21 protein-coding genes and 4 pseudogenes are annotated in these 24,479 nt (G+C 62.0%); 9 read left to right on the top strand and 16 right to left on the bottom strand.

The features are described 5' to 3' along the window. Positions 1-24 precede the first annotated feature (24 nt). Genes CGLAUT_RS00420 through CGLAUT_RS00400 form a run of 5 tightly spaced genes read left to right on the top strand, consistent with a single transcriptional unit; the run spans position 25 to position 9,042 of the window. Positions 25-1,941, top strand: a complete 1,917-nt coding sequence (locus CGLAUT_RS00420) for a galactan 5-O-arabinofuranosyltransferase (protein WP_290185616.1) — start codon at positions 25-27, stop codon at positions 1,939-1,941. Between the two features lie 29 nt (positions 1,942-1,970). After that, entirely contained in the window at positions 1,971-5,471 is a 3,501-nt protein-coding gene (locus CGLAUT_RS00415) for an arabinosyltransferase domain-containing protein (protein ID WP_343898717.1), read from the top strand. A 7-nt stretch (positions 5,472-5,478) separates the two neighbouring features. After that, positions 5,479-6,393 carry a cutinase family protein gene (locus CGLAUT_RS00410; RefSeq protein WP_290185614.1) on the top strand — a complete coding sequence of 305 codons (915 nt, stop codon included), beginning with the start codon at positions 5,479-5,481 and terminating at the stop codon, positions 6,391-6,393. Positions 6,394-6,415: 22 nt separating this feature from the next. Further along, complete coding sequence (locus CGLAUT_RS00405) at positions 6,416-8,323, top strand: M13 family metallopeptidase (RefSeq protein ID WP_290185612.1); 1,908 nt, start codon at positions 6,416-6,418, stop codon at positions 8,321-8,323. Continuing rightward, on the top strand, positions 8,317-9,042 hold the full coding sequence (locus tag CGLAUT_RS00400; RefSeq protein WP_290185610.1) for an alpha/beta hydrolase: 726 nt from the start codon (positions 8,317-8,319) through the stop codon (positions 9,040-9,042). Before CGLAUT_RS00405 ends, CGLAUT_RS00400 begins: the two co-directional genes overlap by 7 nt. Here the strand turns inward: CGLAUT_RS00400 and CGLAUT_RS00395 are convergent. Genes CGLAUT_RS00395 through CGLAUT_RS00360 form a run of 8 tightly spaced genes read right to left on the bottom strand, consistent with a single transcriptional unit; the run spans position 9,039 to position 13,153 of the window. Beyond that, a complete protein-coding gene (locus CGLAUT_RS00395) occupies positions 9,039-9,251 on the bottom strand; it encodes a hypothetical protein (RefSeq protein ID WP_095658988.1) in 213 nt (70 codons plus the stop codon). The genes CGLAUT_RS00400 and CGLAUT_RS00395 overlap by 4 nt on opposite strands. Before the next feature lie 48 nt (positions 9,252-9,299). Further along, positions 9,300-9,476 carry a hypothetical protein gene (locus CGLAUT_RS00390; RefSeq protein WP_157731217.1) on the bottom strand — a complete coding sequence of 59 codons (177 nt, stop codon included), beginning with the start codon at positions 9,474-9,476 and terminating at the stop codon, positions 9,300-9,302. Continuing rightward, positions 9,460-10,047 carry a hypothetical protein gene (locus tag CGLAUT_RS00385; RefSeq protein ID WP_095658987.1) on the bottom strand — a complete coding sequence of 196 codons (588 nt, stop codon included), beginning with the start codon at positions 10,045-10,047 and terminating at the stop codon, positions 9,460-9,462. The genes CGLAUT_RS00390 and CGLAUT_RS00385 overlap by 17 nt, the downstream gene beginning before the upstream one ends. Before the next feature lie 10 nt (positions 10,048-10,057). After that, entirely contained in the window at positions 10,058-10,801 is a 744-nt protein-coding gene (locus tag CGLAUT_RS00380; protein ID WP_095658986.1) for a VOC family protein, read from the bottom strand. Further along, positions 10,802-11,095, bottom strand: coding sequence for an RNA-binding S4 domain-containing protein (locus CGLAUT_RS00375; protein ID WP_095658985.1), 294 nt, complete (start codon positions 11,093-11,095; stop codon positions 10,802-10,804). A 10-nt stretch (positions 11,096-11,105) separates the two neighbouring features. Continuing rightward, positions 11,106-11,759: a LysE family translocator gene (locus tag CGLAUT_RS00370; protein ID WP_095658984.1), complete on the bottom strand. Its 654-nt coding sequence runs from the start codon at positions 11,757-11,759 to the stop codon at positions 11,106-11,108. Beyond that, the gene (locus CGLAUT_RS00365; RefSeq protein ID WP_095658983.1) at positions 11,760-12,476 is read right to left on the bottom strand and encodes an SDR family oxidoreductase; all 717 of its coding nucleotides are present in this window, start codon (positions 12,474-12,476) and stop codon (positions 11,760-11,762) included. It abuts the gene before it with no gap. After that, positions 12,473-13,153, bottom strand: coding sequence for an alpha-ketoglutarate-dependent dioxygenase AlkB family protein (locus tag CGLAUT_RS00360; protein WP_290185605.1), 681 nt, complete (start codon positions 13,151-13,153; stop codon positions 12,473-12,475). The genes CGLAUT_RS00365 and CGLAUT_RS00360 overlap by 4 nt, the downstream gene beginning before the upstream one ends. A gap of 465 nt (positions 13,154-13,618) precedes the next feature. Here CGLAUT_RS00360 and CGLAUT_RS00355 point away from each other — a divergent pair, with 465 nt between their 5' ends. From CGLAUT_RS00355 to CGLAUT_RS00345, 3 genes are all read left to right on the top strand, one after another. Then, on the top strand, positions 13,619-14,176 hold the full coding sequence (locus CGLAUT_RS00355; RefSeq protein WP_232507133.1) for a sugar O-acetyltransferase: 558 nt from the start codon (positions 13,619-13,621) through the stop codon (positions 14,174-14,176). 187 nt (positions 14,177-14,363) lie between these two features. Further along, positions 14,364-15,797, top strand: a complete 1,434-nt coding sequence (locus tag CGLAUT_RS00350; protein WP_290185603.1) for an APC family permease — start codon at positions 14,364-14,366, stop codon at positions 15,795-15,797. Then, on the top strand, positions 15,794-16,504 hold the full coding sequence (locus CGLAUT_RS00345) for a M15 family metallopeptidase (RefSeq protein ID WP_095658978.1): 711 nt from the start codon (positions 15,794-15,796) through the stop codon (positions 16,502-16,504). Before CGLAUT_RS00350 ends, CGLAUT_RS00345 begins: the two co-directional genes overlap by 4 nt. A gap of 529 nt (positions 16,505-17,033) precedes the next feature. Here the strand turns inward: CGLAUT_RS00345 and CGLAUT_RS00340 are convergent. The 6 genes and pseudogenes from CGLAUT_RS00340 to CGLAUT_RS00315 form a co-directional block, all read right to left on the bottom strand. Next, positions 17,034-17,387 (bottom strand): hypothetical protein, encoded by a 354-nt coding sequence (locus CGLAUT_RS00340; protein WP_157731216.1) that lies wholly within the window; start codon positions 17,385-17,387, stop codon positions 17,034-17,036. Positions 17,388-17,512: 125 nt separating this feature from the next. Then, positions 17,513-18,691: an IS1249 family transposase gene (locus tag CGLAUT_RS00335; protein ID WP_290184867.1), complete on the bottom strand. Its 1,179-nt coding sequence runs from the start codon at positions 18,689-18,691 to the stop codon at positions 17,513-17,515. Positions 18,692-18,935: 244 nt separating this feature from the next. After that, positions 18,936-19,181, bottom strand: a pseudogene (locus tag CGLAUT_RS00330) (IS1249 family transposase); the annotation flags it as partial. A 16-nt stretch (positions 19,182-19,197) separates the two neighbouring features. After that, positions 19,198-19,987 (bottom strand): annotated as a pseudogene (locus CGLAUT_RS00325) (IS256 family transposase); the annotation flags it as partial. Between the two features lie 123 nt (positions 19,988-20,110). After that, positions 20,111-20,992 (bottom strand): annotated as a pseudogene (locus CGLAUT_RS00320) (IS256 family transposase); the annotation flags it as partial. A 227-nt stretch (positions 20,993-21,219) separates the two neighbouring features. After that, a complete protein-coding gene (locus CGLAUT_RS00315; protein WP_010189373.1) occupies positions 21,220-21,531 on the bottom strand; it encodes a transposase family protein in 312 nt (103 codons plus the stop codon). A gap of 232 nt (positions 21,532-21,763) precedes the next feature. Here CGLAUT_RS00315 and CGLAUT_RS00310 point away from each other — a divergent pair, with 232 nt between their 5' ends. Beyond that, the gene (locus CGLAUT_RS00310; protein WP_290185600.1) at positions 21,764-22,162 is read left to right on the top strand and encodes an SHOCT domain-containing protein; all 399 of its coding nucleotides are present in this window, start codon (positions 21,764-21,766) and stop codon (positions 22,160-22,162) included. Positions 22,163-22,311: 149 nt separating this feature from the next. Here CGLAUT_RS00310 and CGLAUT_RS00305 read toward each other — a convergent pair. Next, positions 22,312-23,659 (bottom strand): annotated as a pseudogene (locus tag CGLAUT_RS00305) (IS256 family transposase). A gap of 258 nt (positions 23,660-23,917) precedes the next feature. Beyond that, entirely contained in the window at positions 23,918-24,397 is a 480-nt protein-coding gene (locus CGLAUT_RS12175; protein WP_353959455.1) for a class I SAM-dependent methyltransferase, read from the bottom strand. Positions 24,398-24,479: the final 82 nt, after the last annotated feature.

The raw sequence follows: 24,479 nt of genomic DNA, 5'->3' as shown, positions 1-24,479 counted from the left end.
GCCTCTTATGCCACACTTAGACGCATGACAACCGTTGCCCCCCGCGAGTTACGCGTAACCTCCTACACCCCAGATGAGATCTCGGGTGGTGCAACGTGGGCGCGCATTATCTCCTACGGATTGATCGGCGGCGTACTCGCGTTCGTGGCGTGGTTCCTGCTGCACACCACCACCCTGCCGGCGTTCAACACGTCGATGGTGACGCGGGCGCTGTCGGTCTCTTTGTCGCTGCTGATCATCGCCCTGGCGCTGATCGCGGCGTGGCTGTGGATCTCTGCGCGCCGCCGGAACTGGTTCGTCGAGGCGGTGTTGTCGCTCGCCCCGGCGGGCATCGTGGTGTCGTCGCTGGGTATCCCGCTATCCGCCACCAAGCTGTGGCTCGACGGCATCCAGGTGGACCAGGGTTTCCGCACCCAGTTCCTGACGCGGATGACGGAGTCCATCTCCTACGCGGACATGAACTACGTCGACCTTCCCACCTTCTACCCCATGGGGTGGTTCTTCCTGGGCGGTCGAATGGCCAACCTGCTCGGCATGCCGGGCTGGGAGGTGTACCAGCCGTGGGCGCTGACCTCGCTTGCCGCCGGCGCTGCGATGCTCACTCCGGTCTGGCGCCGCCTTACCGGCTCGCTTCCGACGGCCGCGGCGATCGCCATGGTCACCACCGCGGTGGTACTCACTGAGGTGCCGGATGAGCCTTACGCCGCGCTTGTGGCCATGTTCGTGCCGGCCGCGGCGATCGGCGCTCAGCGCGCGCTGTCCGGCTCCTGGTTCGCCACCATCGCACTCGCACTGTTCCTGGGCGTCTCCGCGACGTTCTACACACTGTTCACCGCCATCACCGCGCTGACCGTGGTGGTGCTGGCCGTGATCCTCTTCCTCAACGACCGCGGGTTCACCCCCATCAAACACCTGCTGATCATCGGGTTCTCTTCCTTGGCCATCGCGCTCGTGGCGTGGGGGCCCTACCTCTATAACTTGCTCTTCGGCGACTTCCAGGCGCGCTCCACGGCCAACCACTTCCTGCCGCCGGAAGGCACGTACTTCCCGCTGCCGTTCTTCAGCATCTCTATCATCGGGCTGCTTTCGCTCATCGGATTGATATGGCTGGTCATCCGCATGAATGAGCCGGAGATCGCAGCGCTGAGCCTGGCTATCCTCGTCTGCTACCTCTGGGCCATGGCATCGATGGCGGTGACACTCGTCGGCACCTCGCTGTTGGGTTTCCGCGTGGAGGTGTTGCTCATCCTCATCTTCGCCACCGCAGGTGTGCTGGGCATCGCAGAGATTATGCTGGTGGGCTTCGATTTCTTGTACCCGGACCGGTTCAGCGACGAGGCCAACCGCGGCGTTCTCGCCGCAGTGGTGATCCTGATTGCCGCAGGTTCCCTGTTCTACGTTCAGCAGATCCCGGAGGAGAACGAATCCCACATCGACCAGGCGTACGCGGACACCGACGGTTACGGCGAGCGCGCCGACAAATTCCCGCCGGACGCCGCGCGCTACTACGGCGACATTGTGGAGTACCTCAAGACCAACGGTCGCAACCCTGGCGAGGCTGTGATCTACACAGACGAGATCAACTTCATGGCCTACAACTCCTACTACGGCTTCAACGCGTTCACCAGCCACTACGCCAACCCGCTGGGCGAGTTCGACATGCGCAACGAGGACCTGGCCGCGTGGGCGGAGCTTTCCAACACCAACCCGCGCGAAGTCACCGCTGCGATCGACGCGTCCGCGTGGCGCCCGCCGGAAGCGTTCATCTTCCGCGGCGACCTAGCGGCCGGTACGCCGCTGAAGACCCACATCGCCCACGACATCTACCCGAGCCAGCCGAACGTGCGCTACGAGGGCCTGTTCTTCAACCCCGCCGCCTTCCCCGCCGGCGAGTGGAGCCAGGCACAGATCGGCCCGTTCGTCGTAGTAGTCCGCAACTAGATTTGCCCCCGGAAGTAAGGTGACTCTGCGTGACCACCGTGTACCAGGAAACCTCAGCTGAGCCGCCGCGCCGCGTTCCCATGAACCGCCGCACGACCCCCCAGCCGCAAGGCGCCCGCCGCGCACCGCAGTCGCTGACCACCACGGCCGCAGTATCGGGCCTGATCGCGTTCGTGCTACTCATAGCGGTGCCGTTCCTGCCGGTCAACCAGGTGCAATCCTCCCTCTCCTGGCCGCAGAACGGCTCGCTCCAGGCGGTCAACGCCCCGCTAATCTCGGTTTCCCCGCAAGAGGTGGAGCTGGAGGTCCCAGTCGCTGCCGTCGGCGAGGTTCGCGACGGCCAAACGCTCATCCTGGGCACGCTGCCCGAGTCCTCGCAGGATGCCCACGACCGCGGGCTGTTCATCACCGCACCCGACGGCGGCCTGGTCGTCTCCGCGATGAATGAGATCGTCTTCGACCTCACCGCCGAGGAAGTCACCAAACTCCCCGACACCGCCGTGCTGCACGTCCACCAGACCGACGCGGCAACCACGGTTGAAATCCCCGGCACTTCCCACAGCGAGGAATTAGAGGACGACTACCGCGCGCAGTTCACCGGTATCTACACAGAGCTCAACCCAGACTCAGGGCAGAAGCTTATCGACGACGGCCTGCGCGCCGAGATCGACATCAACTCCCGATTCACCTCGTCGCCAAGCATCCTGAAGCTGATCGCCATGATCGGCGGACTGATCGCCGCGGTGTTCGGTCTGTGGGCGCTGGGGCGCATCGACCGGCTCGACGGGCGCCGCATTCCCGTGATTAGCAAGGAGTGGCGCTCCTTCACCCCGCTCGATGCGACGGTCTTGCTCACCCTCGGGTTCTGGCACGTGTTCGGCGCGAACACCTCAGACGATGGCTTCTTGCTCACTATGGCGCGGGTGGCCAACGAGTCGGACTACATGGCCAACTACTACCGCTGGTACGGCGTGCCGGAAGCGCCGTTCGGCTCGCCGTTCTACGACGTGCTCGCGCTACTCGCCAGGGTGTCCACCGCGTCGATGTGGATGCGCCTGCCCACCCTGATCGCCGGGATCCTCATCTGGTGGATCCTTTCGCGTGAGATCCTGCCGCGGCTCGGCGAAGCGATTGCCGGGCGGCGCGTGGCGTTCTGGACGGCCGCGTTCGTCTTTCTCGCGTTCTGGTTGGCGTACGACAACGGCACCCGCCCCGAGCCAATCATTGCACTCGGCCTGATCCTCACCTGGGCCCTGTTTGAACGCGCAATTGCCACGGACAGATTGCTGCCGGCTGCGCTGGGTACCATCGCCGCGGCATTCACGCTCGCTTGCGGGCCCACGGGTCTTTCCGCGGTCGGTGTCTTCCTCATCTGCTTGCCCGCCGTGTTCAGGACCATGAGGCGTCGACAAGCAATGGCTCCTGGAATCGCCCTGGTGGCTCCTTTCCTGGGGGCTGGCCTGGCGGTGATGGTGCCAGTGTTCAAGGACCAGACCCTGGCCACCGTGCTGGAGGCGACCGCTGTGCGCGCCGAGGTCGGACCTGCGCTGCACTGGTACGAGGAGTGGGTGCGCTACGCCACCTTGTTCCAGCAGACCGTGGACGCCTCGCTGGCGCGCCGCTTCCCCATGTTCGTGCTCATCTTCACCGTGGTGCTGATTCTGTGGGGCCTGGCTAAATTCAGCGGCCGCATCCCCGGCACGGCGAAGGGCACGACGGAGCGGATGATGCTGATCATCGGTCTGACATCGTTCTTCCTCATGTTCACCCCGACGAAGTGGACCCACCACTTCGGCATCTACGCGGGTGTCGGCGGCGCGGTGGCCGCGATGGGTGCCGTGGTGCTCTCGCACCTGGCCCTGCGCTCGGCGCGCAACCGCACGTTCGCGCTCGCCGCCAGCCTGTTCTTGATGGCGATGGCCCTCGCCGGCTGGAACGCCTGGTGGTACGTGTCCTCCTTCGGTGTGCCGTGGTGGGACCGCACGGTGCAGTACAAGGCTGTCGAAGCCAACACTGTCATGCTGGCAATTACGCTGCTGGTCTTCCTCATTGGGATCGTGCAGTCGCTGCGCCACAACGCCCAGCGCCTGCAGGCGAAGGAAGCGAACCGCGCCCAGGAGTTCGACCAGGCTGCGCGCGTGGACACCGGCCGCTTCGCGGGCCTCATGTCGGCTCCGCTGGCCGTCTTGGCCGTGCTCATGGTCCTGTTTTCGTGCCTGACATTTGTCAAGGCGTTTGTGGACCAGGCGCCGGCGTACTCGGTGGGCATGGGCAACGTGCGCACTTTCGCGGGTGATTCTTGCGCTCTTGCCAGCGACGTTCTGCTGGAAATGGACCCGAACGAGTCCTTCCTCACCCCAGTTGACGGCGTGCCGCTGGGCCGCTCGCTGGACGCGGGCATCAACCGCGGGTTCACCCCGGATGGCGTGCCGGCGTTCATCGCCTCGGAAAACTCCAACACCAACGACACGGGCGCGTCTGGCACCGGCGGTGGCGGATCGACCGGGTCTACTGGGTCTACTGGGTCTACTGGATCTGCTGGATCGACCGGGTCTACCGGTTCCGGCCAGATCCAGTCCGCCCAGACCGATGCCAACCAGCAGGAAACGCCAGAGGATCAGACCAGCGCTGCGGCACAGTCCACCTCGAGCGTGAACACCCAAGGCAACCGCCCGCCGAGCCTGCGCGGCGTGAACGGCTCCACGGTGCGCATGCCGTTCGGCCTCGACTACACTCGCGTGCCCGTCGCCGGCACCTTCGAGGACGACCCGAGCCGCGCCGCCAAGCTCGAAAGCGTCTGGTTCGAGCTGCCCGCAGCCAGCGAAGATGCACCGCTGTTGGTCACCTCCGTCGCCGGGCGCATCGCGCACCACGACATCAACGGGATCGAGGAAGAAGGCACCGACCTCTTGCTCGAGTACGGGCAATTGCTTAACGACGGCTCGGTCAAACGCCTCGGCGAAGTCGAAATGCTCGACCAGGGCGAGGGCCCGAACTGGCGCAATCTCCGCTATCCCGTCGCGGATCTGCCGGAAGACGCCGACGTCGTTCGTCTGGTTGGCGAGGACACCTCGCTGGCGGAAAAGGACTGGCTGGCGGTGACCCCGCTGCGCAACCCGGTGCTTACGCCGATGAACGAGGCGATCGACCCAGAGACCCCGGGCCTGCTGGACTGGACAGTCGCGTTCCAATACCCATGCCAGCGCACGTTCAACCACTACGCCGGCGTGGCCGAGATTCCGCAGTTCCGCGTCATGCCGGACGCGCCTGGCAAGGAGAAACTCTCCGGCTTCCAGGACTTCCTCGGCGGCGGCGCGCTTGCCACTGCCGAGGCAGTGAATTACAGCTACGATGTCCCGGGGTATCTGCGCAATGATTGGCAGCGCGACTGGGGCTCCGTGGCAAAGTACGAGCTACGCACTGACTCGGTTGGTGTCGCGCCAGTTGAAGCCGACATTGATCATGAAACCCACACCCGCTGGGGCTGGTGGACACCGGGCCCGATGAAGGTCCGCAACCCGAACGAGTAGAAACGTCATGAAACTTCACGCCATCGCCGCGAAAGCTGCGGCCACAATCGCCGCGGCCGCCGCACTGCTAACTCCGCTGGCCACCGCTCCTGCGGCAAACGCATTCCCCGCCCCAATCACGCCGTCGAACCTGGTTGGCGACCTGCTCGGCCAACAGGGATGCCGCGCGCAGTACCTCATTGCCGTTCCAGGCGGCGCGAACACGGTGGAAGGCGTGCCCACGTTCTTGCCGCACGGCGGGCAGGTGTTCTCCACCGGGTTGCGCACCCAGGCTCAGACCGGCGGACAGGTCCAGCCGCTGTGGGTGTCCTACAACTCCGCAGCGTTTGCGAACCGCACGTACTACGCCGCTTCGGCGGAGGCATACACGGCAACCCGCAATGTGGTGACCAGGCTTTCAAATGCGTGCCCGGACGCAACGTTCCACTTCACCGGGTACTCGCTTGGCGCGGACGTAGCCGCGCGCCTCACGCGCGACATCGCCTACGGCTCCGGCCCAATCGCGCCGGAACGCGTGCGCTCGGTAGCGCTGATTGCCAACCCGTACCAGGGTGACAACGGTGCGTGGCTCGCGCCGGGCACCTCCCCCGACTCACGCGGCGCCCTCGGCGAGCTCGAAGGCGGTTACGGCCAGCTCGCGGACCTCGTGCTGGAAATCTGCCGCCCCGACGACATCGTTTGCTCCATGGATGAGGACTACCGCCCGCTGGTGGAACCTGCGATGCGCACCCACCTGAACGCGGGCCGCGTCCCCTTCTCCGAGTTCGCCGGGATCTTTTCCCACCTGGGCGTGGAAGCACTGGGCATTCCGGGAGCGATGGGCGCGCACGGTGATTACGGCCAAGCTGCCCCGCGCGAAGCCGCAGATTGGGTCGTCCTGCACTCCGGAGATCCTGCACCGGAACCGGCATCTGAGGAGTAGCTAAACCGTTACACTCGGGGGCATGCAAGACCTCTTTGAGCTAGTCAACGGCACGTGGGTGCGTGAACACGAGATCCCTGCAGACCGCGGAATCGACGGATCATTCTACGAACTGCGCGATAAATCGGAAGCCGATGTTCACGCGTTGCTCGAAGAGAGCGACAGCCGCGGGGGCGCACTCTATCGCTCCTTCATGGACACCGACGCGATCAACGCCGGCGGCACTGCGCCGCTCGAGGGCGACCTGGAGAAAATTGCGGTGAAAAACGTCGAGGAGTTCGTCCGCAACCTCGGTGTCCTCGAGCGCGATGGCATTGGGGGCCCGCTGACCTACTGGGTGGAAAAGGACTCCCAGGGCGAATTGGCGGTGCCCTACCTAGTGCAATCCGGCCTTGGCCTGCCGGATGAGGCTTACTACCGCGAGCCCCAGCACGCAGAGACGCTGCAGAAGTACGAGGCGCACGTCGCGCGCATGCTCGAGTTCTTGGATCCGAAGTACTTGCTGGGGCTCACCCCGCAACTCGCGGCCCAGCGCATCGTGGCTTTGGAATCGCACCTGGCTGAAAGCCATTGGGATGTCGTCCGTGCCCGTGACGCGGTGGCCACCTACAATCCGACCGAGCTTGACCAGCTGCCAGGCATCATCCAGGAGATGCTGCGCGCCTCGGGCATCCAGGACGGCCGCTTGATTGACATGATGCCCTCCTACACCCAGGACCTCGCCGGCATGCTGCGCCCAGAGACCCTGGCGGACTGGCAGCTGTGGGGCGCGTGGAACATCCTGCGCTCGCGCGCCGGTCTGCTCAGCGAGGAAATCGGCGAAGCGAACTTCGAGTTCTTCGGCACCCACCTCTCCGGTGCCACGCAGCAGCGCGACCGCTGGAAGCGCGGTGTGGGACTGGCGGAGTCCCTCGTGGGCGAGGAAATTGGCCGGGTGTATGTGGAAAAGCATTTCCCGGCTTCGTCGAAAAGCGAGATGCTCGAGCTGGTCTCTTACTTAGTCCGCGCGTACCGTGAGCGGATTGCCAAGCTGGAGTGGATGAGCGAGGCCACGAAGGATCGCGCGCAGGCGAAGCTGTCGCAGTTCACCTCAAAGATTGGCTACCCGGATCGGTGGCGCAGCTTCGATGGGCTCGAATTCGACGAGTCGGGCGAGGCGCTGGTGGACAACGTGCGTGCGGGTTCCGCCTTCGAGCACGACTACCAGCTGTCCAAGATTGGCAAGCCGACTGACCGCGAAGAGTGGGTCTCCACTCCGCAGACCGTGAACGCGTTCTACAACCCGGTGGTCAATGACATCACGTTCCCCGCCGCCATCTTGCAGCCGCCGTTCTTCGACCCGGAGGCGGACGCGGCGGAGAATTTCGGGGCGATCGGAGCGGTTATCGGCCACGAAATCGGCCATGGCTTCGACGACCAGGGCTCGCGTTACGACGGCCTAGGCAACTTGAACTCCTGGTGGACCGATGCCGACCGCGAGCGCTTCGAGGAGCTGACTTCAAAACTCGTGGGCCAGTTCCAAGGCCTCGTGCCCAGCGTGCTCGCGGACCGCGAAGGCATTTCCGGCGTCAACGGCGAGTTCACCCTCGGCGAGAACATCGGTGACCTCGGTGGTCTCGGCATCGCGGTGGTGGCCTACAAGCTTTACTTAGAGGACAAGGGCTTGGGCGACGGCGAGGCGAAGCCGTTCGGCGACCTCGACGGCGAGTTCACCGGTTTCCAGCGCCTCTTTTTGGCGTGGGCCCGCGTGTGGCGCTCCAAGTCGCGCCCGGAGATGGCCGCGCAGCTGCTGGCGATTGACCCGCACTCGCCGAACGAGTTCCGCTGCAACGTCATCGCCGGCAACGTCGAGGAGTTCTACGAGGCCTTTGACGTGGAGAAAGGTTCGCCCGTTTGGATCGCGCCGGAAGATCGGGTGACAATTTGGTAGAGCCGATCAACGAGCAGCTCAGCGACGATTTCCACGTCGGCGGCCGCGACCGCGAAATGCCACCCGAGCTTCAGCTCGAGCAACTCGTCAGCTACATCGAGGCCACCTACGACCCCAGCTCGGAGCAGTACCTCGCGCTGCTTCCCGACCGCATCACCCATGCCGCCATGCTCATGCTCGGCAGCGGCATCGACCAGTCCATGCCGGGCGTCGCCTTCCCCGGCGGCGTCGAGGTCCGCCAGGTGGAGCTCGGCACCCTGTTCGTGCCCAGCTCACCCACCGCCACATGGGGCATTTCGCTTTACGACGGCCCGTCCAACGCCAAGAACAACTCCTGGCGCCCCGAGGTCGCCGGCGTGGCAGAGCTGTCGGGGGCGACCATGCTCGACGTGAACAACCTGGCTGACGCCGAAGCGGCTGTGGAGTTCGCCCGCGCGGAAGGTGCCAAGCGGATCGCGGTGTGGGCATTCGGTGCCGCCGCCGAGTCCATCCCGCCCGACGCGGACGTGCATGTGCTCACGTTTCCCACCGTGGTGCCGGATTCCAGCACCAAAGCGGTGTCGTTTTTGCAGGTCGCGCTGAAGGATGAGGTTGTGGCGCGGGTGCAGCCGCCGCGCCGAGCGCAGGTGGTTGCGTACCATTCGACCCACTACATCGCGACGCCTGCAGAGTCCAGGCGCCGCGTGCGTGACGTCGCTGAGTTCCTTGCGTCGGCCTAAGGCGTCTCGTCCTGATCTTTCTCCGCTTCTTTAGCGAAGATCGGTTTGAAGATGAGGAACCACATCACCCCAATACCGATTGCCAGCACTAGCGCGACCGTCTCACTGCTGAAGGAGTTATGGGTTCCGAAGTAAAACCCGACGCCGAGCAACAATCCCATAATGGCGGCGAGCAGGGTGCTGTTATCTCCCGATGTCTTATTGGCCATGCCCCGCAGCTTAATGCGGTCTTAGCGCCCCGCGCTCGCTGTACCGATTCACCGCTTTTCGCTCTTCGGTGGCGAGTCGTCGACCTGGCTGATGCCCATCCGCGTGTCCACCGTGTTGTGGTACGCCGAACCCGTGGTCAGCGCGGCAACGGCCCAGGTCTCATCGCCGATCTCACCCCAGGACACACTTGCCGTGGCGGTGTCTCGTTCATCCGCCCACCCCATCTTCGAACTTTTCACGCGGTCGAGGCGTGCGGTGCCGAATTCCTGGATGAACCCGTCGGCGGCGACTTCTTCCTGTTGCGCCATGCCGTCGAAAAAGCGGCTTGGCGCGGGGGTCCCACACGATGGCGGCGATGAAGGTAGCCACGTCGCGTGCCGACGTTTGTGTCTTTCCCCAGTAACCGTTGCGTTTCGTTTGGTCAAGGTCGAAATCCTTGGCAACCTTGTCAATGCCTTCGGGGTATTTCGCATCCAGGCGGGTGGCAATGGCGTCGTCGGAGGTAGTGAGCATCTCCTTGATCTCGCCCTTCTCTTTCGCAGTGCCGTGGTAGAGCACGTAGTAGCCGAGGTAGAGCTTGGACAGGCTCAGCGCCGGACGCTGCTCCTCTGCTGTTGGGGAGATGCTCACCCGCCCATCCGGGTGCACGACCGCGAGCGCGGTGCGTTCCCGGTTATACGACGGGTCCACGTGGTAGGCGTGCGCCGCGGGGGCGGCGACGAACATGAGCGCCAACAACGCCATTGCGACGACTGCAGCCGCAATTCCAGAATTCAGTACTCTCGCGCTGGTCATGGCTTTTAAGTCACAGATCCAGGATGGAGTCGGATTCGCGGATGTCGTCGAATTCGGGCACCGCTACTTCGCAGAGGTGAAAACCCGCGCCGGTGGCGTCCTCCGCGATGGCAATCAGGCCGAAGGGGCTGGCCACCGGACCGCTGATCACTTGGCCACCAAAATTGCCGACGGTCATCAGCGCGTGCTCGAGGTTTTCCACGCCGAAATAGGTCTGCCACAGCGACACACCGGCGGTTTCATCGAGCAGCATGCCCAAAAACGGTGCGCCGTCTTCCATCGCGATGAAGTAGTTGCCGTCGCGCACCACTTCCCAGTCGAAAAGCTCAGCGTAGAAGTCGATCGCGTCCTGGCTCGGCGCGATGTATTCGTGCCACACGGGCACGCCCGGCTCCCCGGCAGCCACGAACTGATCTTCCCCGTGCGGCTCGATCAACCCGAACGGGCAGCCGGTGCGGTCTTGGCAAATGGTCATCTGCCCAAGCGCCACGTCCGCAGTGCTGATCACTTCGCCGCCGAGCTTCTCCACCCCGTCGGTGCCCAACCCGAGGAAGTACGGCGTCCAGCCCAACAGGTCGGTCTCCGCGCCGACGATGCCAGCTACCGGCAACCCCTCTTTGCGGGCGACGCGGTACGCATCGTTGGAAACTTCCCAGCCAAGCAGCTTCGCGTAAAAATACGCTGCTTTTTGCGGCTGCGTGGTCACCAAATCCTGCCAGTACGGCATGCCGGGTTTCGCCTCGAATGCGGGCATTTACATGTTCCTCCACTTTTCGGGGTCGAAATCATCGTTGGCGGTGCGCTCGTCGAAGTAGTCGTCCTCGCCGTCCTCCCCACTACACACGACGGTCGCCGAGGTGTCGCCGACGGTGACCCGTGCACCGTCGCCAAGCGAAAAGCCCCTCGAAGAGACCACCTCGCCGTCGACTTGCACCTCACCTTCTGCGATGAGTTCTTTCGCGTGACCGCCGGATTCCGCGAGGTTGGCTAGCTTGAGAAACTGGCCGAGTTTGATGGACTCGCCTGCGATGGGCACCTCGATATGCATGCGGACAAGTCTAAGCCAGATGCTGCGCCGCGGCAGTCACTCCCTCAACCACCATCCACAGCGCGATCGCGATGAACACGGCGCCGGTAGCAATGTCAATCCCCCAGCCGTAACGCTGAATCGGCGCGGCCAGCGCGCGCACCGCCGCCGCGAACGCCACGAACCAGATGATGCCCGTGACAATCAGCGTCAGCGCGATGATGAGCATCCACTGCGCGCCCATGCCGGGGCGGACGAACTGCGCGAAAATCGCGCCGAAGAAGAGGATCGCCTTCGGGTTGGATAGGTTTGTGGCCACACCGATGCGAAACGCCTTCGCCGGAGCGACGGTGCGAGCGTGTTGGGGTGCTCCGGCTGCGGCCGGGTCCGGCCTGCGCCCCGCCAACCCGCCGCGCAACGCGCCAATGCCCATGTACAGCAGGTACGCACCACCGACAATCTGCAGCACCACCAAGATCTGCGGCACCGCTTGGATCAGCGCAGACAGCCCGAGCAGCGAGCCGATAATCCACAGGGCATTGCCCACCATGATCCCCAGCGCGCACGCCACACCAGCCGCGCGGTCTTTCGCGCCGACGCGGATGATCTGGAATACGTCCGGTCCGGGGCTGAGAATCGCCGCGATCCAGGTGGCAAGCAGTGCGGCGAATGCTGATCCCGTCATTTAACGTTCCGCCTGGTCAGCGGGCATAATACTCATGGTGTCTACGTTCACACGCGGCGGCAGCGAGGCCACCCAACGGATCGCCTCGGCGATGTCCTCCGCCTCGAGGTTGAGCTTGCCGTCGTACACCGCGGCGGCGCGCGCCTCGTCGCCGGCGAAGCGGTTGAGCGAGAACTCCGTCTTCACGCGGCCCGGATCGATCTCGCACACCCGGATGTCGGGAGCTTCTTCACGACGAAACGCCCGCGTCATCCCACGCAGCCCGTACTTCGCCGCGTTGTAGCCGCTTCCGCCCTTGTACGCGTCAGTACCGGCCACGGAGCCAATGTTGATCACCAGCCCCTTCGCCTCCTTGAGCTGCGGGTACAGCGCCTTGGTCACCCGCATCGTGCCCAGCACGTTGGTGTCAAACATCCACTGCCAATCTTCGGCGCTCGCGTCGCGCAGGTAATCCAGCTCCTTCGCACCACCCGCGTTGTTCACCAAAAGGTCGACTTGAGGGAGCTCTTTCAGCTTGTCGACGCTTCGTTGATCCGTCACGTCCAACTCCAACGCAATCCCGCCGATCTCTTGCGCGATGGCCTCGCACTTCTCGACGCGGCGCGCGGCGACGTAGACGGTCCAGCCGTCTGCCGCGAGTGCCCGGCAGGCGGCCTCACCAATGCCGGCGGAACCGCCGGTGACTACTGCGAACTTCTCGCTCTCTGGTGCGTTCATAGCCCATTAGCGTACCGGGCGGAAGGGGCGTGCACTTGCCGCATCGTGATGTTGATTCGGCCCTCGGTGAGACCCGTGCCGGCCGGGCCGGTGCCCGCGCGCACGCCCATCACGCCGTGGCGGGCCCGGCGCGCCGGCCCGCCGAACACTAGCGCGTCGCCGGACATGAGCAGCAGGTCGACGGTGCCGCCGGGCGCCTCGATGCGGAAGATAGTCTCCTCCCCGATCGACAGACTCACCACCGCGTTGTCCGACTCTTCCTCCGCATCGACGTGCATGCCCATCGAAGTGCCTGGCGGGTAAAAGTTCACCAGCGCGGTTTCCACCTCGGGCGTGGCACCGACCTGCGGGTCGATCTCGCGCGCTGCCGCCATAACTTTGGCCGCGATTTCCTGGTAGTTCGCGGGTATTGGTGGCGTTGGGTGCCCGTCTACCTCGCGCACCAGCCGGTACGGCTTCGTTGCCCAGAACCAACCGAGTGAGAGCATCCAGGTGGTCATCTGACCGGTGCCAACGTAAGGCCGTCGCATAGCAACCGGCGTGCCCGCCACTGACCGGGCGATTTTGCGCGCCTGCGTAACCAGTGCTTCCTGCTCCTCCAACGCCAAGAAGTTAGGCACGTGCACGACTCCGGGAGCGGGGTTGGAAGGTTCGCGCGGGAGGGCGTCGAAAAGCATAGGCTCCAATTTCCGTACACGGAGAGTTGAGATAGTGAAAGGGCCCCTCCCGATGCTTCGGCGGATGCCGGTATTCGGACGTGGCCCCTTCTACTGGAGTCAATCGGCGGTCATCAGACCACCATCGCTCACTCAACATGGAATAATAGTCCGAAGTTTGGGAGACATCAAGGTCGACTTCTAACACGGGGTGGGGAACTATGCGCGGATCTGCGCATGCACAAGAAGTTCTAAGCGCATTGAGCCAGCCTCGCACAGAAAAGTATCTGCGCTCAGCTCAGGAGCGAGATATTCGAATTCATGAATTGCATGGAGCCGAACGTCCTGGAAGATTATTCGTCCAACGACCCTATTCCCGGCATTTTGAGAGCCGATCCGAGGTCGCGCAAAAAGTAAACGATATTGCGCCGGAGGTGGGTTTGAAGGCTCGCGCGGGAGGGCGTCGAAAAGCATAGGCTCCAATCTATGCACGACATGGAACGCATGCGCTCAGGCCAGTGGTACATCGCCGGCGAGGAAGCGGCTGCGCGACACCGCGAGGTCCGCGAGCTGATCCGCGAGTTCAACGGGCTTGCAAACACGGATCCGGAGCGCTCGCGGGAGCTGCTGCGCGGATTGTTTCCGCACGGTGAGTTGCCCAATATCTGGCCGCCGCTGCACCTCGAGTTCGGTGTGAACACCCGCTTCGGTGAAGGGTGTTACATGAACTTCAACTGCACCATCCTGGACATCGCCGACGTCACCGTTGGCGCTCGCACCCTGTTTGGGCCGGGCTGCCAACTGATTACCGTTGAACACCCGGTGAACGATCATGTTGAACGCGCCGAGGGCTGGGAGCGCGCACGCCCGATCCGGATTGGCGAGGATTGCTGGTTCGGTGCAGGGGTGATCGTGCTGCCAGGGGTCACGGTGGGTGATCGCGTGGTGGTCGCCGCCGGCAGCGTGGTCACTCGCGACATACCCTCGGATTCGTTGGCCGCGGGAGTCCCGGCGGAGGTCAAACGATCGACGAAGGAGCAGTAGATGGAAGCCTTTCACGTCATTGTTGAGCCGCACTCCCAATTCGGGCTTCGTAAAGCCTTCGAGGCTACGGGGGACAACGTGCCGTCGTAAAGCGAAAAGCCTTCCTGCGCCCTTGAGCTCTGCTTAAGATATGGCGCAATCGCGAACTGCGTGATGTGAGTCAACCGATGTGAAGGGAGTGGAAACGGTGGCTGCGGATCAGCTGAAGAAAGAACTCGGCATGTTCACCCTGATTGCACTGGGTGTGTCAGGCGTGGTGGGGTCGAGTTGGATTTACACGAACGGTTCCTTCTTCGAGGAATACGGTGCCGGCGGCATGATCTTCGGCCTCGCCCTGGGCACCCTGCTTGCGGCGTGTGTGGCATTGTCGTACGCGCAGCTCACCGGCCTGTTTCCTCGCGCGGGCGGAGAGGTGGTGTTCAGCTTCACCATCCTCGGGCGGACGTGGGGCTTCATCGCCGGCTGGCTGCTGATCGGGGCGTACGTGTCTTCGCTGGCGTTCTACTTCACGTCGTTCGGTGTGCTGCTGGAGTTCTACATCCCGGCGATGGATGAGATCCCGGTGTACACGCTGGCTGGGTCGACCGTGACGCTGCCGATCCTGGTCGCCGGACTGGCGCTCACGCTGCTGTTCTACTTCCTCAACGTGCGCGGTGCGAGCCTCGGCGGGCAGTTGCAGGTGATCTTGTTCATTGCGCTCATCGGCATCGGCCTGGCGCTGGCGGTGGTGGGTTTCGGCGCGGGTAGCGTCGATAATTTCTGGCCGCCGTTCTACGAGGACCAGAACGCCGCGATGAGCGTGCTGCGCTTCGTGGTGCCAGGCATGACGTATATGGCGGGCTTCGGGCTGATTGCCACTCTTGCAGAGGACGCGAACCTGCCGCCGAAGAAGATCGGTTGGCTGGTCGTGGCGACGGTGCTCATTGCGGGTTCGTTCTACTGCATTGTGCTGGCATCGTCGGCGTTCATCATGCCGTGGCAAGAGGTCGCCGGCATGGAGCAGGGCACGATCACCGCGTTCACGGAGGCGGGCTTCCCCGTCCTGGGCACGCTGGCTTTCGCCATTGCGATTCTTGGCCTGCTCACCTCCTTCCTTGGCCTGTTCATGGCCACCAGCCGCATCGTCGTCGCGCTCGCACGCGTGAACCTGCTGCCCGAACGTTTCGCTGAGATCGACCCGAAGCACGGCACGCCGAAGAACGCGCTGATGCTGGTCACCGCGATCACGATTGCGCTGGGCCTGCTCGGCCGCGGCGCCATGGTGTCCTTCCTGGAAACCGGCGGTATCTATCTCGGCCTGGTCTGGATCCTGGTGGTTGCGTGCCAGTTCCGCTTGAAGACGAAGTACCCGTCGCTGTACGAAGCGTCGAAACTCAAGGCTGGGTTTGTCCCGCTGATCGGTGCCGTAGGCGCGGCGCTGGTGATCATCCTCGCCCTGTGGCCGGGGACCAACATGAGTCTCGCGTGGCCGCTTGAGTACGGCGTGCTCATCGTCTGGGCGGTGATCGGCGCAGTCTTCTACTTCATGAGCAAGCCGATCGACCACGAAGTCGCGCTTGAGCGGCTCCTGGGCGAGCACAAGGAGTCGCTGCCCCGCCAGCTCAAGGAGGATGCAGCATGACCGTGCCCGAGCGCTGGCTGCAGCCCTACGACTACGACGAGCTGCGCGCCATCACCCCGACGGACTTGACGCCGCTACCCGAGCCCCCGTCCACGGATGTGGCACGAACCGTTCCGGTGGAGGAAACCGGCGGCGCGCTGGTGGAGATCCCAGATGACCTGGCCACGTACCACGCATACCTGGAGCTCGGTTCGCAGGCAATGCCGCGGGTCATGCTGGCACGTGAGGAAGTGATTGACCGGATCCGCCGCGCGCAGGCCTCGCTGCCAGCACCGTTCACGTTCCTCATCCTGGACACGTGGCGCTCTGTCGAGGCGCAGGCGGAACTGGCGCGTATCTATAAGCAGAAGTACCCCGATCTCGATGCCCGTTACATTGCCGACGCCTCCGACACCGAGCTCATCGCACCGCACACCATGGGCGCGGCCGTCGACCTCACGTTGTGCGTGGACGGCCAGGGCCTGCCTTTGGGTGCCGACTTTGACCAGTTCGATGAGTCAGCCGGCGCGATGTACCTGGAGCGTCTGGAGGATCCGTCGCCGCAGCAAGTGCTCAACCGCGACCTGCGACGCCTGCTCAGCCACACCATGTTCGACGCAGGCTTCGCTCCGCTGGACAGCGAGTGGTGGCACTTCTCCTACGGCGACCAGCGCTGGGCAACGTTCACCGGCAGCTCGGCTAGCCTCTACGGACGAATCGAAGCGTAGCTATTCACCGTCATATTCCTGCGTTCTTGGAGCGTCATTCTGTTGATCCGGGTGACAGCCGTAGAGATAAACGCGTGACTATAGAACCATCAAAACGGTTTCTGTGCGAAAACTCGCGGCACGGCACTATTGACCCGTAGCCATTCAGCCATGTCTCTATCGAGCATGCGGGCCAAACTCAAAATCTCATCGTGCGCCTCCGACGGAGTCAGCCGTATAACCGACCCATTGCTTGACTGGCCTTTGAGCGGGAATCCGTTAATTACCGGTTCGTGATGGGCAACTCTATTTCGGATATCGTTAACCCTCTTACAGACCTGAAAGACCCAAGCCCTGGAGAAAGTAATCTCGTTGGCATTAGCGGGATTATTCCGGCGCTGCAGCTTAGCCTCTATTCGTCCGCCAGGAAAAGCTTTGAGCAGGGCTGGCCAGTTATCGTCATATGTAATTTGGCGCCGACGAGGGCCAATACCCGTGTAGCCCCCTTGATCAAGCAGATTCGTCCAAAACCCGAACATACAATTTGCTACTAAACGACCTGGAAGATCACCCCTACGGCGATCTTTCCGTAGGTTCTCAGGCAACCGACTCCAAGCTTCCGCCAGTCCTTTTTGCGATCGGTAATCCAAGGGCATCTCTTCATACCAATACACCCCCACTTTTCAGTTGCAGCTCTGTGCAATCCCTCTCTCAGCGCAATCTCCAGAATTGCAAGATCAGCAAGGAAAGCGGCAGCCAATTCACGGTCCCAGATATAGAGTTTCAGAGCCTCGTCTGCCGTTCCATTTGGGGCATTACGCAGGAAAGTCGCCATACGGGCAGGAGGAATAGAACTCCATAACAACGAATCTTGCGATGTCGGAGGTTGCACTGGGTAGGTCACACATGTAGCCTAAAGCACGTAGTCCCTCGGGTTTGGGTTCACGGACATAGACTCCGCGTTCCTCCGAGGGTTTTAATTTTGGGTTAAGGGTCAAAAAGTGTGTCTGGCTCGGCGTGTCGTGGGGGTTAGATGTGGCCTTTTTGGATGCCGATTGAGTGGTTGTAGTTGGTGTCGATAGCGTTGTCGTAGAGGGCTGGTCGTCCTGTTTCGTGGTCGGCTTGGTTCTCGTTGTGGGTCAGGATTTGGACTTTGGCGAGTTGATCCTTTCCCCAGTTGGATTGTCTGGCGATCTTGATGGGGTCGTCAGGCAGTTCTGTTTTCAGGTACAACCACCAGTCGAGCATGCGGCGTTGGTGTTCGTTGGTGCGCCCGCGGTGGGCGTAGGCAAGGGCTTTGACTTGGGCGTTGATCCCGCCTTCAAGACTGTTGGTGGTGGCTTTGACTCGGGCGGGATCGAGCACTTCTTCGGGTGGGTCGAGGTAGACAAACAGCAGGTTGTTTCGCCATAGGTGATGCAAGCTGTTGTAGGCCTTGCGCACACTGGGGTGCGTCCAGGTGGTGACCCACATTCCGGTGGCGGGGTCTTTGCTTCTGGTTTTCTCGTTCATCCAGCTTTGGTAGATGGTGGAGAATTCATGCAGCTGCCCACCCCAGGTGGCGGCCTGGTCCAGTGTGGTGATTTGGGTGAGGTTGAGCGCTAACCGGTAGATCGTTTGTCCTGCGTCGGTGCGTGGGTGTGAGGTGGTGTGACGGCGCACGACGCGTTGGGCGTGGACTAAGCAGCGCTGCACTTTAGTGGTTGGCCAGCAGATTTTGATCGCGCTTGCTGCGCCTTGCCCGCCGTCGAGCACGACGATCAAGGGGGCGGGGATGCGTGAGAGCAGGTGTTGGTAGTCGCGGCTGGTTTCCCGGTAGCACCAGTGCCAGGCGATGACGTGGTCGAGGGTTGCGGCGACGATCAGACATCCGCCTGCGGTGTAGGTGCCGTCGATGAAGATCTGGTCGTAGACGCGCCCGGTGTGATCGATGGTGGGATCAGGCACGTCAACGAGCCAGCACCAGGTGAAACGCCGTTTCAGGGTGGAGTGGCTGACGCCGAGTCGTTTCGCGGTAGCGGAGAGGGTTTCCGTGGTGGTGCAGTGCGTGATGAATTGGGCAAACGTGGCTGCGTTGGTGACATCGAGGCGCTTTTTGGAGGTAGAGAAACCGCAGGCTTTACACCGCCAGCGAGTTGTGCCTTTGGATGTGGTGCCGTTGCGTTTCATCTCAGCGCCGCAGTGGCAGCGTGGTCGGTTCTTTGGCATTGGGTCACAACACCACCAGCCCATACCACATCCCGGTTGCCACACCGAGGATTTCGCCGACCCCAGCCCGGTATACGCCCTGGAAGCGTATACTTTCGCCGAAGAACGAGGTCAGGTACCGAAAATCACCGAATCCAGACACACATTCTGACCCTTAACCCTAATTTTGGGGTTGCCAGTCCAAAAGGGTTAAGTAGCAAAATGTGTGTCCGCTCGGCGTGTCGTGGGGCGGGCACACCGTTTGTTATTTCATGGGGCCTTTTCTGATTCCTATCGAGTGTTCGTATTCGGTTGGGATAGCGTTGTCGTAGAAGGCTGGTCGTCCTGTTTCCTGGTCGGCTTTGTTGTGGTCTTCTTCGGCAAGATCGTTGACTTTGACGAGTTGATCTTGGCCAAAATCGCACTGCCTGGCGATGTCTAGTGGGTCGTCAGGCAGTTGCTTTTTGGTGTGGAGGTACCACTCGAGCATTTTCCGTTGACGTTCTCCGGACCCGCACCTTTTCGTAGAGGTTTTTGGCGAAGTGGGTGCGACAGCGCTGCCACGACGCATCAGGCAGCACTTCAGAAATGGCGTGCTGGATGCCCTCATGAGCATCACTGGTGATAAGGAAGACCCCGCAAAGCCCGCGGGCCTTGAGGTCTTGGAAGAAGCCCTTCCACGACGCGTTGGATTCCGCAGTGGCAACGTGCATGCCGAGCATTTCCCGGTAGCCGTCGGCGTTGACCCCGGTAGCTAGCAGCACGCAGCATTTGACCACACGTCCGCCTTCACGCACTTTGATCGTGAGTGCGTCACACGACAGGTAGGCGTACCCGCCGGGGTCGAGTGGGCGGTTTTTGAAGTCTGCGACCATCTCGTCAAGTTCTTCCGACATCCGCGAGACTTGCGATTTTGACAGGTTAGAAATCCCAAGGGTTGCCACCAGATCGTTCATTCGGCGGGTGGAGACCCCTTTGAGGTAGCACGTCGCGATCACGGTCGACAGCGCGCGTTCTGCTCGTGAGCGGCGCTCTAGTAGCCAGTCGGGGAAGAACGCGTGCGTGGCGCAGTTTCGGCACTGCCACGTCGATCGTGCCGACACGGGTGTCGAGGTCGCGGTGGCGGTACCCGTTGCGGTGGTTGACCCGCTCGGTGGAAGCAACGCCGTATTCGGCGCCGCAGACGGTGTCGGCCTGGGCGGAGAGGATCTGGTTGATAAACCCTTGCAGCATCTGCCGCATCAGGTCAGGGGAGGCTTGGGCGAGCAGATCATCCAAGTAGGTTGCAGGGTCGATAGAATGCGGTGCAGCGGTCATCGTCATGTGCCTTTCGGTGAGATGTGGTAGTTGAGTCGAAAGGTTACTGGCGGTGGCCGCCCCACTATTTTCAAGGGCCCACCATCAGCAAGCGTTACACCACACTAAGGGACGCAACCCCTGATACGACACCCACCGGTTCGTAGCCCGAATCAGGTGCACAATGCAGGTCTGCACCATGGAATTCGGCCAGGTTGCCTCCACGGCTTCCGGCAAGCCTTTGAGCCCGTCGCAGCACACAATGAACACGTCCTGGACACCGCGGTTGGCCAGATCCGCGCACACCGATGCCCAGAATGCAGCGCCTTCATTGTCGGCGATCCACAATCTCAGGATGTGCTTGATGCCGTCCATGTCGACACCAACCGCCATATAGCAGGCTTTGTTGACCACGCGGTGGCCGTCACGGATTTTCACGCGTAGCGCGTCGAGGAAGATCACCGGGTAAAACTCGTCGAGCTGGCGGTTTTGTCAGATCATGACCTCGTCTAACACCGCATCGGTAATGGTGCTGATCGTATCCGGGCTCATATCCACCCCAAGGGTGGTCGCGAGGTGATGCTGGATATCGCGCACTGTCATCCCGCCGGCGTAGAGCGAGACGATCATGTCGTCGAGTTCTGTGAGCCGGCGTGCGCCCTTGGGCACCATCCGGGGAGTAAACGTGCCGGCACGATCCCTGGGCACGGTCACTTCCACCGCGCCGTAGCCAGAATTGACGGTCTTGGTGTACGACCCGTTGCGGTGATTGCTCTCCTGCGCGGTTTCCACCTGGGCTTTGGCCTTGCGGTCGGAATGGCTATAGCCCAAATGCGCATCCATCTCTGCCTTAAGACCAGCGTTGATCGATGCCTGCAACAAGCCTTTGACCAGCTCGCTGGCATCATCAGCAGTGGTCGACAGCTCGCTGATCAGGCTGGCGAGCTCAGGATTTTCCATCAGCTTCTCGCTGATCTCGTTGACCCTCGCCGGGTCATGGTTTTTCTTCGGTGACACCGTAGTCATTATCGGTGAAACTCCTTCTAGATCAGAGCCTCACACACAAACTTCCTGACACCCTTCAGGAATGACAGGCGAGGAGCAATCCGCGGGGACGGATAAGGCCACAGCGCGTTCAAATGTCTCACATGAGTGCAACGGTGAGGGGTGTAGAGAACGCACGGTGGGCGGTTGCGAATAAGTGACCACGCTGGCAGCCAAGAGGTACGAGCGATGAAAGATCAGCTCGAGCATTAGCGAACGTACTGACGTCGCTTTATTAGGTGTACTGACCGGGTACGTTGCGGGCACGCCGGTTCGGCGCACCGCCACAGCCGCTTGCGCCACACCAGCAGCACCGGCCGCCCCGCCGAGGGGATGTCACGCACCAGATGCTCACGCCGGCCGTGGGCCACCGCGACCACCCCGCACCGCGGGCACCCGGTCACCGACTCGGAGGTCTCCACCAACAGCTCCAGCTCACCGCCGTACTCACCGACGGCAAGCACCACCAACCCCGAGATGCCGAGCATCGCAGCGGGCAGGACGGTAGCCTCAACACTCACCTGGGACTCCTCTCGATCCGTTGCTTGGTCGCTACGAATCGTGGAGTCCCAGGCCCGTCTTCACCAGCCCAACCCGGTCAGCGCGTCGCAACCCGGCTACCACGCTTGGTGAGGAAGAGCTGCTAACGTGGTTCGGCGACGGCCCGGGCACGTCCTTGTTCCTAACCGTCGTGCGCTGGGGTCCGCGTGGACCGCTCGGCCAGCGTCCATCCAGTCAGGAGGCAGTCAGCAGATGTTCGACGACAACGGCTCATTCCTACTCGCCATGTTCGAGTTCTTCATCTTCTTCGCATGGTTCATGTCCCTGTGGTGGATCTTCGGAGATCTCTTCCGCAGCAAGGACCTCGGCGGCTTCGCGAAGGCGCTGTGGGTGGTGTTCATCGTCGCGCTGCCGTTCATCGGAATGCTCGCGTACCTGCTTGTTCGAGGTCGGGGGATGACCGACCGCGCGGTCGAGGCGCACCAGGAGCTCCAGCAGCGGCAGGATGAGTACATCAAGTCCGTCGCCGGCGGCTCCGCCGGATCGAGCCCGACCGATGAGATCGCCTCGGCGAAGGCCCTTCTCGACTCGGGAGCGATTACCCAGCAGGAGTTCGACCAGATCAAGGCAAGGGCGCTCTCCTCGGTCTGACCCTGGTCCGCTCCCTCGCCAGCCGCAGCGTCGCGGTCCGAGGGCGGCCATCCGGCGCGGCCTAGGTATTCGCCAAGTGTGCGGCTTGCGCGCGCGAGCAGGCGCATACCGGGCAGAGGGTGTCCGATTGTTTGTGTGCGGGGGGTGGTTTACAAGTAGTCCGCGAATCGGTCGGGGTAAGCCACGGCTAGTTGGTTGATGGCTTGTTTCCACCCGGTGGCTTTCGCTCCTTCAATATAGCCGTTGCATTCAATGTCGCGCTTTGCTTTCTTCGCCCGCTGGGCGGCACGCTTGTTCGATGTTGCAGATCATCAGCCACAGCGTTTTCTGCGCCGCGGTATCGTTCGGGAATTGGCCCCTGTTGCGGGTAGCTTTACGCAGTTCAGCATTCAGCGACTCGATTGAATTGGTGGTGTAGAGCACCCGGCGTGCCGCCGGCGGAAACTGCAGAAACGGCACGAACCGCTCCCAAGCGTCGCGCCAGACTTTGACCGACTGCGGGTATTTCCGGCCCAGTTCACTGGCTTCGAACGCATCCAAGGCGGCACGGGCGGTGTCCTCGTTTGCGGCCGTGTAGACCTCACGCAGCGCCCGGGAGACACCTTTGCGGTCCTGATACGACACCCACCGGTTCGCAGCCCGAATCAGGTGCACAATGCAGGTCTGCACCATGGAATTCGGCCAGGTTGCCTCCACGGCTTCCGGCAAGCCTTTGAGCCCGTCGCAGCACACAATGAACACGTCCTGGACACCGCGGTTGGCCAGATCCGCGCACACCGATGCCCAGAATGCAGCGCCTTCATTGTCGGCGATCCACAATCCCAGGATGTGCTTGATGCCGTCCATGTCGACACCAACCGCCATATAGCAGGCTTTGTTGACCACGCGGTGGCCGTCACGGATTTTCACGCGTAGCGCGTCGAGGAAGATCACCGGGTAAAACTCGTCGAGCTGGCGGTTTTGTCAGATCATGACCTCGTCTAACACCGCATCGGTAATGGTGCTGATCGTATCCGGGCTCATATCCACCCCAAGGGTGGTCGCGAGGTGATGCTGGATATCGCGCACTGTCATCCCGCCGGCGTAGAGCGAGACGATCATGTCGTCGAGTTCTGTGAGCCGGCGTGCGCCCTTGGGCACCATCCGGGGAGTAAACGTGCCGGCACGATCCCTGGGCACGGTCACTTCCACCGCGCCGTAGCCAGAATTGACGGTCTTGGTGTACGACCCGTTGCGGTGATTGCTCTCCTGCGCGGTTTCCACCTGGGCTTTGGCCTTGCGGTCGGAATGGCTATAGCCCAAATGCGCATCCATCTCTGCCTTAAGACCAGCGTTGATCGATGCCTGCAACAAGCCTTTGACCAGCTCGCTGGCATCATCAGCAGTGGTCGACAGCTCGCTGATCAGGCTGGCGAGCTCAGGATTTTCCATCAGCTTCTCGCTGATCTCGTTGACCCTCGCCGGGTCATGGTTTTTCTTCGGTGACACCGTAGTCATTATCGGTGAAACTCCTTCTAGATCAGAGCCTCACACACAAACTTCCTGACACCCTCTACTGGGCATCGTGGTCTGTTTTTACTCACCCGGAAAGCACACCAACCCCCGATTAGCACATGCGAGTGCCATTCCGGTGGATTGAACACAAATCGGGCGGATATAAGGTCTTGCTGCTTATATCCGTCCGATTTACCTAGACTGATCAGCAAGAACGCCGAAACTCAGACACACATTTTGCTACTTAACCCGTGTTTCCATCTAGCAACGCTGTGCAAGAACGTCTAGGTGCGGCCTAATGCCATCCGTGTGTCGAGAATGGACAGAAATCGCCTTAAAGCCAGCCGACTCCAACTGCTTGAGTAGCTCTATCTCTGACCAGTAGTAAGCCGTAGTAATTGCATGCTCGAATGGAGCACCTTGCTCACCTAAAAACGCTCCGAGAAGCAAAGATCCATCCGGCTTAAGAGTCCTAGAGAATTCACTCAAAACCAAGGCCCAGTCATCTGGCCGCAAATGAATCAACGAGTACCAAGCAAGTATCCCCCCGAGACTGGATGACTTAAACGGTATCTCCGACAACTCGCCCAAGACGAAGTTGGTGGAGGGAAATCGATTCTGCGCAATTCCAATGAACTCTGAGACCATATCAAGCCCGACTACTTCACAGTCCAAAGTGCGCAATAGGTCTGTCCAGTGTCCGGGCCCCGACCCCGCATCCAGCACCGGACCACTAACCATTCTTCCCCACTCAGAAATGAGTACTATGTCTTGAGGACTCATATCCTGAATTGAGCCCAAGGCCTCAACGTATTCGGGAGCG

This window comes from Corynebacterium glaucum, from assembly GCF_030408855.1.
In the GTDB taxonomy this organism is placed as follows: Bacteria; Actinomycetota; Actinomycetes; order Mycobacteriales; family Mycobacteriaceae; genus Corynebacterium; species Corynebacterium glaucum.
The sequence above is the reverse complement of the archived record's forward strand: the minus strand, read 5'-3'. Positions and strand labels throughout refer to the sequence as shown.